An 11,951-nucleotide genomic window follows, 5' to 3' on the forward strand; every position below is an offset into this window, starting at 1 on the left:
TCTTCTTACGCTTATTCACTTAAACGCTTTTACGCGTTGAAGCGTGTTGGTAACTGTTATAATACTAACGAACTTTACAGAAGCTGTCAACATTACAGACATGGTAAATTAAAGAAGACATATTTACGGAGGCCTGACAATATGAACAGAATTAGAAGTTCAGTGAAAGCATTAATCATTCATGATCATCATGTTTTAACGATTAAAAAAGGAAACGAATATGAAGCAAAATATGTTATACCAGGTGGTGGACAGGATTTTAATGAATCTTTATCAGACGCTGTGATTCGAGAATGCTTAGAAGAACTAGGTGTAAAAGTAGAAGTTGGTCCATTGTTGTGGATTCGGGAATTCATTAGCAAAAATCACGTTGTGAATCAAAAAGAGGAGGACCGAATACATATTGTAGAGCATATCTTTGAAGCTTTCTTAGAAAAGGTTCCATCACGTTTTCAGCCGCTATCTCCAGATTCTACTCAATTAGCCATCAAGTGGCTGCCGATCGATCGGCTCTTAGAGTATAATTATTATCCCCATGAAATCATTCCATTGATTCAGGAAAAGAGCTTTTCAAAATACAACGGACCTACTTATGTTGGCGATATAAATTAATTCTAAGGTGAAATCACTTTAATAAAAGGGGGTATTACTTTGTGGTGGTTGCTACCATTCATCATCGGAATTTTAGCATTAGCATTTATCATAGATTATAGAAGAAAGAAAAGAAATGATAAACATACCAATAACGTTGATCCTCGTGTACGACAAGGTGAAGTTGGCAGTCATTGGAATAGCGGTGATGGTCCTAATGGATTTTAGTCACAAAAAACCGCAGAGGATTTTAATTCCTCTGCGGTATTCTGTGTAAATCTCCTGCTATCATTCATCTTCCCCGCCTCGCAAAATCCACAAATCGGAAGCGATCTAGGCGATGGCGAGATTCTGTGTATTGAAAGAGGCTCGCATCTTCCAGGTACACATAGTTTTTTACAACGACAATATGCTCGAAAGTACCAAGATCCAACAACTTCTTATCTTCTTCTGTACAATCTACCACGACAATCTCCTTTTTTGCAAAACTGATTTTCAGTCCCAACTCATGCTCTAAATAAGCGTAAATGGACTGTGCAGCAATTTCTTTCGTGAGCTTGGGTACGTATTTTTTCAAGAAGTAATCCTTGTCCAAAATGATGCGCTCTCCATCAAGCTGTCGTGATCGAATGACTTTCCATGTTAGCTCTTCAGACTTTGTTTGAAGCTGCTGTTGAAGAAACGCATCAGGCTCTATCAAGCCAAATTCATGAACAGTCGTTACACTGTTTTTCCCCATGGACTCTGACAACTCTTGAAAACTTACCAATCCCGAAACAGGAAAGCTAAACTTATTTGTTTCTAGAACGATTGATCCCCTACCACGGATTTTTTGTATAAAGCCATTTTGTGATAAAAGGTTTAGTGCCTTTCTTACAGTTTCCCTCGATGTTTCGTATTGGTCTGCTAGATCGTGCTCGGAGGGAAGCTGAGTATTGGCTTTTAAGACACCCTCTTGAATTTGATCAGATATTTCCTGATAGATTTCTTGAAATTTATTTTTTCTCATCATTATTCACCATAATTAGTGTAGCATTATTTTTTCAAGTGAAAAACGATAGATTCATACGGCCGTAATGAAAATGAAGAAAGATCTGTAGGTGTTCCCTCATAGTTACTGATCAACACTTCCGCAGATAGACCTGTAAGATCAATGGATTTTGGCAATTCAAAATCTGTGTTCTTACGATAGAAGTTATTCACGACAAGAAGTTTTTCACCATTCTCTGCGTTACGAACATACGCAAAAATATCAGGATGATCCTCTAGGATTAACTCATAATCCCCGTATGTTACTATATCTTGTTCTTTCCTTAAATGATTGAGCTTCTGATAATGATAGAAAATAGAGTTCTCATCATTTACAGCTGCTTCGGCATTGATTTCATTATAGTTAGACGCAACCGGTATCCAAGGTTCTCCTGTCGTGAACCCAGCATTTTCACTATCATTCCATTGAACAGGAGTACGAGAATTATCACGTGATTTATGTTTAAGAATCTCTAGTACTTCTTCTTCACTATTGCCTTCTTCTTTTAATAGGTTAAACATGTTTAACGACTCAACATCACGGTACTGATCGATCTTCGTGAATTTAGGGTTTGTCATCCCGAACTCTTCACCTTGATAGATATAAGGCGTTCCTTGCATCATATGAATCGCAGTCGCAAGCATCTTGGCTGATTGTACACGGTATTCACCATCATCACCGTAACGTGAAACGATTCGTGGCTGATCGTGGTTGCACCAGAATAACGCGTTCCACCCACCGCCTTTATGCATCTCAACTTGCCATGTCGAAAGAATTTCTTTTAATTTTAGAAAATCAAAATCAGCTATACTCCATTTCTCACCATTCGGATAATCGACCTTTAAATGATGAAAGTTGAATGTCATGCTTAATTCGTTTCGGTCAGGATTCGTATACTTGATGCAGTTATCTATCGTTGTGGATGACATCTCACCTACTGTGAGGACATCATATTTTGAGAACACTTCCTTGTTCATCTCTTGCATGTATTCATGCACGCGCGGGCCATCTGTGTAGAATTTCCGTCCATCTCCTGGTGCTATGGAGCCATCATCGTTAGGGAAATCTTGGTTTTTTGAAATCAGGTTGATTACATCTAAGCGGAAGCCATCCACGCCTTTTTCAAACCAATAGTTCATCATCTCATAAACTCTTTGACGAACTTCATTGTTTTCCCAGTTCAAATCCGCTTGTGTCACATCGAATAAATGGAGATAGTATTGACCTGTTTCCTCATCAAGCTTCCAAGCCGATCCACCAAATTTTGAAATCCAATTAGATGGTTCTCCACCTTCAACAGAATCTTTCCAAATATAAAAGTCACGGTAAGGATTGTCTTTTGATGAGCGTGATTGTTGAAACCATTCATGCTCTGTACTTGTATGGTTCACTACGATATCCATAATGATCTTCAAATCTCTTTGATGTGCCTCTTGAAGCAGACGATCAAAGTCTTCCATCGTCCCATAATCTTCAAAGATTTTATAATAGTCTCGAATGTCATAGCCGTTGTCTCGTTGAGGAGAGTCATAGATCGGAGTTAGCCATAATACGTCTACTCCTAAGTCTTTAAGATAATCTAACTTCTCAATGATTCCGTCGATATCTCCTGTTCCGTTTCCTGTCGTATCGTTAAAGCTCTTTGGGTAGATCTGATACACAACAGATCGCTTCCACCATGGTTCCTTCTTCATACTTTCACCGCCATATTTAGTAATGAAAACAACCGGAAATAAAATGTTGCTATCCCGGTCGTTTTTGTTTAATTGTCTTACTTAGATTTTTTTACTTTTGCATAAAGGTACGTTAATACAAACGGTACGACAAGTGCGATTCCCATACCGAAAAAGAATGATCCCCAGCTTCCTGGTAAGATTGAAAGGAAACCAGGTATACCTCCAACGCCAATAGATGACGCACGAACGCCCGCAACTGTAATCACGATTCCAGCAATTGCAGAACCAATCATCGCGAAGATGAACGGATAACGGAAGCGTAAGTTCACTCCAAACATCGCTGGCTCAGTGATTCCCAGATATGCTGATAATGCTGACGTTCCAGCGAGCCCTTTAAGCTTTTCATCACGTGTTGCCATAAACATCGCAAGTGCTGCAGAACCTTGTGCAATGTTTGATAGTGCAAGCATCGGCCACAGAAAAGTACCACCTGTATTTGAAATAAGCTGCAGGTCGACTGCTAAGAACGTATGGTGCATACCAGTAACAACAAGCAATGAGTAGAAACCACCGTAGATCAACCCGCCTAGCCATGCAAAGTTATCAAAGATGGATACGAAAAAGTCCGTAATACTATTACCGATCGTAAACGTGATCGGTCCGATAACGATAAACGCTAAAAATCCTGTTACTAGTAATGTGATCGGAGCTACCAATAATAGTTGCAAAGCATCAGGTATACGCTTTTTTAAGAAAAGTTCGATTTTCGCTAAAAAGTAAGACGCGATTAGAACGGGCAATACTTGACCTTGATAACCTACTTTTTCAATCGGTAGACCAAATAAGTTCCATATTGGAATATCCTTTGTCTTCCCATAATCCCATGCGTTCAAAAGATCAGGATGGACAAGCATAAGTCCGAGAACGATACCGAGTAATGGACTACCGCCAAACTTTTTAACTGCTGACCAACCGATCAGACCAGGTAAGAACACAAAAGCAGTATTGGCGATCAAGTTAATCATTCCAGCAAGATCAGCCCAGTTCTGGTGAACATCAATGAATGATTTCTTATCATAAAAAATACCTGGACCAGTCAGAATATTGTTGATCCCCATCAATAGACCTGCCGTTACGATTGCAGGAAGAATCGGGATAAAAATATCTGCTAACGCTTTTATCGCGCGTTGAAGTGGATTAAGCTTCTTACTCGCTTCATCCTTAATGTCTTCTTTAGACGCGCGCCCTGTACCCGTAATATCAATGAACTCGTTGTACACTTTGTCTACTGTTCCTTGCCCAATGACGACTTGATATTGGCCGTTTGTTGAGAAAGAACCTTTAACGAGATCAATATTCTCCAGAGCTTTCTCGTCTACTTTTCCTTCATCCTTAAGAGCAAGACGAAGGCGCGTCACGCAGTGAGTAGCTGCTGATATATTTTCTTTACCGCCGAGAGCTTCGACGATTTGTTCAGCTGATTCGCGTATTTTACTCATTCTGTTCCCTCCTAGAAACCGTTTCCATTTCATTTGATAAAAAAAGTGATATAACTCTATACCCTTAATTAACATTCAATGAAAACTTGTTCACTTCTTTAATGTGTCTAAGCGTTTTCATAAAAACTAAACTTGTATATACATATCATACAAAATAATTTAACCTGTATATACAAATATGTCAATCACTTCGATTACTTGGTGGAATTTACCGAGGTAAGCTACTTTTTCTTTTCTCCTTATTTTTTGCTATAATCTGTTACATATAGAGAAACGAGAATAAAGGAGATTTTATGATGTCACCTAAAAAAGCACTTACGATTGCAGGATCCGATACAAGCGGTGGAGCTGGTATTCAAGCAGATTTAAAAACATTTCAAGAGTTAGGCGTATACGGAATGACTGCTCTAAATGTTGTGGTCGCACAAGACCCACATCGTGAATGGTTTCATGAAGTGTTCTTGCTTCCTAACGATCTTTTTAAAGCACAATTAGAAACGGTTGTTTCCGGAATCGGTGTTGATGCACTTAAAACAGGCATGCTTGCTTCAATTGAAGCTATCGAGATAACTGCGGATCTGATTGAAAAACACGATCTTCAAAACGTTGTAGTTGACCCTGTTATGGTTTGTAAAGGTGCAGAACCCCTTCACCCTGAACTCGCTAGCACACTTCAAAATGTTTTGGTACCTAAAGCGACGGTTGTAACGCCAAACCTATTTGAAGCTGCACAACTTGCTGGGATGGAACCAATCACAACTGTTGAACAGATGATGGAAGCTGCTCATAAGATTCAAGCAAATGGCGCAAAGTATGTAATCGTTAAAGGCGGCGCTAAATTAGAACACGAAAATGCCGTTGACGTTCTTTATGATGGACAAGAATTTGAAGTTTTAGAATCTGAAAGAATTGAAACAACGTGGACGCATGGCGCAGGATGCACATTCTCAGCAGCGATTACAGCAGAACTTGCTAAAGGAAAGCCAGTCCGAGAAGCTATCTTAACAGCAAAAGATTTCATTACAGAAGCCATCGCAGCAGGGTTCGAAATTAACCAATATGTAGGACCAACATGGCATGGTGCTTACCGTGATAAATTAAACAAATAATTTTTAGTGAAGACTGATCGTTTTAGATTGGTCTTTTTTTATTCTATAAATATTTTGGGACTGCTAATCGGATTCGACATCATGTGTGGACCCACTAACGTTGTTCAAGTCTTTAAAACAAACTAACTTAATGATTTATGTTTTTTGCTTCAATGCCAAAGTGATTGGAGCGCAAGGAGCGAGACTCCTGCGGGACGAGCGGTCAGACCGAAAAGTGGAAGTGGCTCGTTCAGCCCCGACAAGCAAAAGGTGAATGGGCTAGGAAGGCGCTTTTTGCCTTCATTACCATTTAACTTTTGACCTCGAGGGGCTAGCCACTGCAACTAGACAGGTGAGACCCCTTAGGGTGCAGAGCGGCAAGGGGGCTCACCGCACGCCCCGCGGAAAGCGAAGCACCTGGAGCGGAAATCAACTACCTTCCAAAAATCTTCGAGGTTTACAAAATGATAGGCATATCATACACGTTATTTTAGAATTTGAATTATAATAAGTACATCTATTCTGCACTGGAGTGTGAAGATATGCAGCTCATACAGACCAACGAAGTCCAGGAAACACTGGATCAGCTTATTGGAAAAGAACTTTATCTACATTTAGAAACAACCAATGGTGCTTATGCCAATCATAATAACGAAAGTGTTCTAACCGTTAACGCATATATTCGAAACGGTAAAGTAACACCATTATCAGGAAAAATCATGGGGAGCGGTCCATACCGTGTTGGCTTGAAAATTGAGCTAGGTTGGATTTATGCAGAAGGGTTAACACATTGGGAAATCGACTCAGAGGGAAGATTATTAATGGCCGGCCATGATGCTGAAGGTCGACTTGCAGTAGCTCTTCAACTTAGTTCTTCCCCATTTGACGTATAAGGAGGTTATATAATTGGATGATCATTTACTCGTGATCTTCCCCCACCCAGATGATGAAGCATTCGGGGTGTCCGGGACGATTGCACAACATACAAAGAAAGGCTTACCCGTTACTTATATCTGCTTAACGCTCGGTCAGATGGGTAGAAATATGGGAAATCCACCATTCGCTACTCGTGAATCGCTTCCTCTTATCCGCCAAAAAGAGCTTGAGGATGCATGTGCCGCAGTAGGCATTCAAGATCTGCGACAATTCGGGTTCCGTGACAAAACAGTAGAATTTGAAGATGAGAAGTTTTTAGCTGATCAGTTCTTAGCTGTCATTGACGAGGTAAAACCAACGCGTATCATCACATTTTATCCAGGATATAGCGTGCACCCTGACCATGAGGCGACAGCAAGAGCTGTTGTGCGTGCGGTAGGAAGCATGCCTGAGATGGATCGTCCGGAACTATTATGTGTCGCTTTTGCAAAAAACTCTGAGGCCGACCTAGGAGCTCCACATGTAGTGACTGATATCTCTGATGTTTTTGAAGAAAAAATGAACTGCATCAAAGCACATCGATCTCAAACACAATGGCTTGTTGATAGCGTTGATAAAGATCCTGCCATGTTGGCTTGGGTAAAAAATGAAAGATTCTGGCGTTATCCCTTTTAAATTCATAGACTAAGAACCCGCTGTCCTACATAGGCTACGGGTTCTTTTTTTAGTATTAATACTTGAATTTTCAAAAAAATGTACAAATCCATGTAGCATTTTCCTGATATTGTGGTATACTAATTGTAACAAATCGTTCACAATTTAGACGCTAATTCGTCAAAATTGTAAGCGCAAACAATACTTCAAGGGGTTGATTAGTAATGGATGTTTTTATGGTTTACTTATTCGTAGCGACTGCCACGCCATTATTCTTATGGAATGATAGTCGTAAGTTAGCCTTATGGCAAACGCCGTTCATCGCCCTTTTATGGACTTACGTTGTGTTATTCATGGCTAATGATAGCTTAAGCTTATTCGTTCACAGTTTCTTCATCACCGTATTCATCGCAAACGTTGTTTTTGCTCATTATGCAGCATACATCGTATGGGGCCGTCCATATTTGGCGAAGCGCAAGATGGAAAAAGCTAAATATTAATTTAAATTTTAATCCCCTCTTTTAGAGGGGTTTTTGCATTTATTGGTATTTTTTCTCATTCAAATATCCTGATATACTCTTCCCTATCACTGTCTAGTACCCCCTCATCTCCTATAACCTATATATCCCGTTTTTCTTCTGTTTTCTTCACTTTTTGCTTGTTTTCTACACTATCTCATCAATACCTGTTGTGTTTAAATCTCACCATGTTATACTCGTTACCGTTGAAATTTTGATCGGAAAATGAGTAGATATAACTTACAAAACAGGAGTGATTTTTAACACATATGATATTAAATGAATCAAAAAACAAACGAATTGTTATTAAAATTGGATCTAGTTCTTTAACGAGTAGACTTGGTGATATTAGTAGACATAAATTAGAGCGACTTGTTGATGAGGTCGTGAAATTGAAAGATGAAGGACACGAGGTGTTGCTCGTATCTTCAGGCGCAGTTGCCGCAGGGTATAGACGTTTAGGTTGTTTGAACCGTCCGACTTCCCTAGCCGAAAAACAAGCGGCTGCATCAATAGGACAAGGTTTATTAATGGAATCTTACTCTGAACGCTTTATTTCTCACGGTTATACCGCTTCACAGATCTTAATTACGAGAAGCGACTTTTCTGATCGTGATCGGTATCATAACGCTCGAAATACAATCAACGTTCTTTTAGATCGCGGAATCATACCAATCGTCAATGAAAATGACACAGTTACAGTAGAAAGACTTAAGTTCGGTGACAACGACACCCTTTCTGCTAAAGTGGCAGGACTTGTGGATGCCGATCAGCTCATCATTCTCTCTGATATCGATGGCCTGTACACGGATGATCCTCGAAAAAATCCTGATGTAAAACTCCTAACAAAAGTTAGTGAAATCACACCAGAAATTGAGGAATCTGCAGGAGAACCCGGAAGTGCAGTGGGTACAGGCGGCATGCGTTCAAAGATCGATGCAGTTAAAATTGCGATGGCATCTGGCATTTCATCTTTCCTTGGGAATGCAACATCACCAGATATCATTCACAAAGCAGTCATCGGCAAAGCTAGAGGAACATACTTTGTCCCTGGTAAAAATGAATTCAACCTGGATACGAAGCGTCAATGGATTGCTTTCCATTCTGGTCCAGAAGGTGAAATTGTGGTCTCAAATAAAGCTAAACAAGGCATTGATGAGCTCAAAAGCCTTTATCCTACAGGCATTCGCTACGTAAGTGGTCATTTTAAAAAAGGGTCTGTGGTTCGTATTAAAGATTTAGATGGAAATGAAGTTGGTCTTGGTGTTTCAAATTATTCTTCTAAACAGTTAATCAAGATTAAAGGTATCTCTCGAGACGAGCTAGCTGATGTAGGACCTGAAGAAGCCATCAATAACAACGATTTAGTCTGCCACACTCGTTTGGCAGTTCCCATTCACTAATATATCGTTACGAAAATGTGAGATTTAAAAATACAAGGAGGCGTTGGATGAGTACTTTTAAAAGTACAACCAAAAATATCGATGTGAAAGACCAAGCAAAGTTAGCACAGGAAGCTTCAAAAAAGCTCGCACTGCTTAGTGAAAAAGAAAAGAACGAAGCATTATTTGTGATTGCAGATACGTTAGAAAGAGAAACAGATTACATCTTAGAAGAGAATGAGAAAGATTTAGTTAACGGGAAGGAAAATAATTTTTCAGAAGCCTTGATGGATCGCTTGCGTTTAACAGAAGATCGCGTTAAAGAGTTTGCAAACGGACTACGCGAGGTTGTGAAGTTAAAGGATCCTGTAGGTGAAATCTTGTCTGACTGGACACTAGAAAACGGATTAAACGTAGAGCAAGTTCGTGTACCTTTAGGTGTAATTGGTATGATTTATGAAGCACGACCAAATGTAACAGTTGATGCGACTGGACTTGCATTAAAGTCTGGAAACGCCATCGTACTAAAAGGCGGTTCAAACGCTATACACTCAAACTCAGCTATTGTATCTGTCATTCATAAAGCATTAGCAGCAACTAAAATTCCAGAAGATGCTGTTCAATTTATCGCATCTACAGATCGCGAAGCGGCGGGTCAATTGTTTACGATGAAGGAGCATATCGATGTGTTAATTCCTCGTGGTGGCGGTAATCTGATTAAAACGGTTGTCGAGAACGCTACGGTGCCCGTCTTAGAGACAGGTGTCGGCAATTGTCACATTTATATTGATCAGTTCGCTGATGCTAATAAAGCTCTCGCAATCATGGAGAATGCTAAAACAGATCGACCAGCAGTTTGTAATGCTGCAGAGACGTTCATTTTTCATGAAGCATGGTTGAATGAGCATGCGGAAAAAGTAACTGCTCTTTTTGAAAAGTACGGTATTGAAGTGCATGGCGATGAAAAAGCAGCAGAGTTATTACCGGATGTGATACCAGCCAATGAAAAGGATTGGGCTGAAGAGTATTTAAGTTTGGCTGTAGCAGTTAAAGTAGTTAGTTCTGTCGAAGAAGCTGTCTCTCATATTGAACGTTATGGCACAAAGCATTCAGAAGCGATCGTGACAGAAAATGCAGAGAATGCCGTTGCTTTCTTAAACAGTGTTGACGCAGCTGCCGTTTACCATAACGCGTCTACCCGCTTCACTGATGGGTCAGCGCTTGGGTTCGGTGCTGAGATCGGTATTTCCACGCAAAAATTACATGCTCGTGGTCCAATGGGTCTACCAGCACTAACGACGATTAAATATCGTATGACTGGTGACGGGCAGGTTAGATAATTATATTGTAAACAGTCTCTTAACGGGGCTGTTTTTTTGTGTTTATTTGTAGTAATAAAGAAGGTGAAGCTAGGATGGTCAGAGAATGTTTTTAAAAAGGAGGTCGTATATGTTAGTTAAAGATCGCGGAAAGTCTATAAGGATAAGAAAGCTTGAAGTTATGCAACGACGAGTGATTAAGCTTCATCCCAAATATTTAACCATGGAAGATGAATTAAGCGGAAGGTTAGCTGGACATTTTGGTGAGCAGTCGAATGACTACTTTTTAAAACCTTTTCGGGACTTTTCTGTAATGCATGACCTGAGGCTTACAGCGCATGAAAGTTATTTCCAGATCGACACCCTGCTTCTCTCCCCTCGTTATCTCTTAAACCTCGAAGTGAAATACATTACTGGAACCTTGGTTTTTGACCATCTCAACCAAGTCATCAGAGTAAAAGATGATGGATCCGAAGAAGCTTTTCGGAATCCTATTTTCCAAGTAAAGCGCCAACAATCTCACCTTATTGAATGGATGATAAAAAACCGAATACCTCCAATCCCTGTTCGCTCACTGGTTGTGATGAGCAATCCGAGAACCATTATTAAAGCCCCTCCCTCAAATAAAGATGTCCTTCATTATATTACTCATAGTCCCTATTTGCAGGAGAAAATTAAGATGATTGATAAGATGTATACGGACGAGAAGCTGACGATAAAAGAGGTCACTAAACTCTCCAAATTGATTGTTCGACATCATTGTCCTGAAAACCCTGATCTTCTCAAAAGGTATGGGATTGAAGAAAAAGATATCATCAAGGGCGTTTATTGTACGGAGTGTTTTTATTTGCCGGTTGTGCGTCAATATGGAAAATGGCACTGCTCAAGATGTAACTTTCAATCTGAAGATCTTCATCTCGCCACATTAGAAGATTTCGCATTGCTTTTTGGCCCTACAATTACAAACAAACAATTTTGTGACTTTCTTCAGGTACCTTCTAGACATGTTGCCAAAAGAATATTAAGGACATTAGATTTATCTTACACAGGAACCTATAAAAATAGAAAATATCTTTTACCTTTTCTCTTATGAATTTTTTATAAGCTTACACAATGAGTTTTTATTAAGCGCGGTGTTTTTTATATAGCGCTCGTATTTTTCATATGGCGTTCGTATTTTTCATATGACGCTCGTATTTTCATATGGCGTTCGTATTTTTCATATGGCGTTCGTATTTTTCATATGGCGCTCGTATTTTTCGTATGGCGCTCGTATTTTTCATATGGCGCTCGTATTTTTCATATGGCGCTCGTATTT

At 39.7% G+C, this 11,951-nt stretch carries 12 protein-coding genes; 9 read left to right on the top strand and 3 right to left on the bottom strand.

From position 1 onward, the window contains the following. The first annotated feature begins 141 nt into the window (after nucleotides 1-141). Both IHV11_RS20820 and IHV11_RS20825 read left to right on the top strand, forming a co-directional pair. Nucleotides 142-612, top strand: a complete 471-nt coding sequence (locus IHV11_RS20820) for an NUDIX domain-containing protein (RefSeq protein ID WP_197196099.1) — start codon at nucleotides 142-144, stop codon at nucleotides 610-612. Nucleotides 613-651: 39 nt separating this feature from the next. Then, nucleotides 652-819 carry a hypothetical protein gene (locus IHV11_RS20825; protein ID WP_197196100.1) on the top strand — a complete coding sequence of 56 codons (168 nt, stop codon included), beginning with the start codon at nucleotides 652-654 and terminating at the stop codon, nucleotides 817-819. A gap of 64 nt (nucleotides 820-883) precedes the next feature. Here IHV11_RS20825 and treR read toward each other — a convergent pair whose 3' ends face one another. The 3 genes from treR to treP form a co-directional block, all read right to left on the bottom strand. Then, nucleotides 884-1,600, bottom strand: coding sequence for a trehalose operon repressor (gene treR, locus IHV11_RS20830; RefSeq protein ID WP_197196101.1), 717 nt, complete (start codon nucleotides 1,598-1,600; stop codon nucleotides 884-886). A gap of 26 nt (nucleotides 1,601-1,626) precedes the next feature. Beyond that, on the bottom strand, nucleotides 1,627-3,315 hold the full coding sequence (gene treC / locus IHV11_RS20835; protein WP_197196102.1) for an alpha,alpha-phosphotrehalase: 1,689 nt from the start codon (nucleotides 3,313-3,315) through the stop codon (nucleotides 1,627-1,629). Nucleotides 3,316-3,392: 77 nt separating this feature from the next. Beyond that, nucleotides 3,393-4,796, bottom strand: a complete 1,404-nt coding sequence (treP, locus tag IHV11_RS20840) for a PTS system trehalose-specific EIIBC component (protein ID WP_197196103.1) — start codon at nucleotides 4,794-4,796, stop codon at nucleotides 3,393-3,395. Between the two features lie 296 nt (nucleotides 4,797-5,092). Here treP and pdxK point away from each other — a divergent pair, with 296 nt between their 5' ends. The 7 genes from pdxK to IHV11_RS20875 all read left to right on the top strand — a co-directional run bounded on the left by pdxK (nucleotide 5,093) and on the right by IHV11_RS20875 (nucleotide 11,726). After that, nucleotides 5,093-5,905 carry a pyridoxine/pyridoxal/pyridoxamine kinase gene (gene pdxK / locus IHV11_RS20845; RefSeq protein WP_197132718.1) on the top strand — a complete coding sequence of 271 codons (813 nt, stop codon included), beginning with the start codon at nucleotides 5,093-5,095 and terminating at the stop codon, nucleotides 5,903-5,905. A gap of 521 nt (nucleotides 5,906-6,426) precedes the next feature. Then, entirely contained in the window at nucleotides 6,427-6,777 is a 351-nt protein-coding gene (locus IHV11_RS20850) for a YojF family protein (protein WP_197132610.1), read from the top strand. A 13-nt stretch (nucleotides 6,778-6,790) separates the two neighbouring features. Beyond that, on the top strand, nucleotides 6,791-7,435 hold the full coding sequence (bshB2, locus tag IHV11_RS20855) for a bacillithiol biosynthesis deacetylase BshB2 (protein ID WP_197191852.1): 645 nt from the start codon (nucleotides 6,791-6,793) through the stop codon (nucleotides 7,433-7,435). 203 nt (nucleotides 7,436-7,638) lie between these two features. Beyond that, nucleotides 7,639-7,914 (top strand): spore morphogenesis/germination protein YwcE, encoded by a 276-nt coding sequence (locus IHV11_RS20860; protein ID WP_066243203.1) that lies wholly within the window; start codon nucleotides 7,639-7,641, stop codon nucleotides 7,912-7,914. A gap of 287 nt (nucleotides 7,915-8,201) precedes the next feature. Further along, nucleotides 8,202-9,335: a glutamate 5-kinase gene (proB, locus tag IHV11_RS20865; protein WP_197196104.1), complete on the top strand. Its 1,134-nt coding sequence runs from the start codon at nucleotides 8,202-8,204 to the stop codon at nucleotides 9,333-9,335. Between the two features lie 47 nt (nucleotides 9,336-9,382). Continuing rightward, nucleotides 9,383-10,654, top strand: a complete 1,272-nt coding sequence (locus IHV11_RS20870; protein ID WP_197196105.1) for a glutamate-5-semialdehyde dehydrogenase — start codon at nucleotides 9,383-9,385, stop codon at nucleotides 10,652-10,654. Between the two features lie 109 nt (nucleotides 10,655-10,763). After that, the gene (locus IHV11_RS20875; protein WP_197196106.1) at nucleotides 10,764-11,726 is read left to right on the top strand and encodes a nuclease-related domain-containing protein; all 963 of its coding nucleotides are present in this window, start codon (nucleotides 10,764-10,766) and stop codon (nucleotides 11,724-11,726) included. Nucleotides 11,727-11,951 lie beyond the last annotated feature (225 nt).

Origin of the sequence: Fictibacillus sp. 26RED30, from assembly GCF_015903845.1 — a bacterium.
Taxonomy (GTDB): domain Bacteria; phylum Bacillota; class Bacilli; order Bacillales; family Fictibacillaceae; genus Fictibacillus; species Fictibacillus phosphorivorans.

Excerpts from the sequence above, each read along its gene's own strand:
- IHV11_RS20820 (WP_197196099.1), top strand. The coding sequence starts at position 142 with ATGAACAGAATTAGAAGTTCAGTGAAAGCATTAATCATTCATGATCAT.
- treR (WP_197196101.1), bottom strand. The coding sequence starts at position 1,600 with ATGAGAAAAAATAAATTTCAAGAAATCTATCAGGAAATATCTGATCAA.
- treC (WP_197196102.1), bottom strand. The coding sequence starts at position 3,315 with ATGAAGAAGGAACCATGGTGGAAGCGATCTGTTGTGTATCAGATCTAC.
- treP (WP_197196103.1), bottom strand. The coding sequence starts at position 4,796 with ATGAGTAAAATACGCGAATCAGCTGAACAAATCGTCGAAGCTCTCGGC.
- pdxK (WP_197132718.1), top strand. The coding sequence starts at position 5,093 with ATGTCACCTAAAAAAGCACTTACGATTGCAGGATCCGATACAAGCGGT.
- IHV11_RS20850 (WP_197132610.1), top strand. The coding sequence starts at position 6,427 with ATGCAGCTCATACAGACCAACGAAGTCCAGGAAACACTGGATCAGCTT.
- IHV11_RS20860 (WP_066243203.1), top strand. The coding sequence starts at position 7,639 with ATGGATGTTTTTATGGTTTACTTATTCGTAGCGACTGCCACGCCATTA.
- proB (WP_197196104.1), top strand. The coding sequence starts at position 8,202 with ATGATATTAAATGAATCAAAAAACAAACGAATTGTTATTAAAATTGGA.
- IHV11_RS20870 (WP_197196105.1), top strand. The coding sequence starts at position 9,383 with ATGAGTACTTTTAAAAGTACAACCAAAAATATCGATGTGAAAGACCAA.
- IHV11_RS20875 (WP_197196106.1), top strand. The coding sequence starts at position 10,764 with ATGTTAGTTAAAGATCGCGGAAAGTCTATAAGGATAAGAAAGCTTGAA.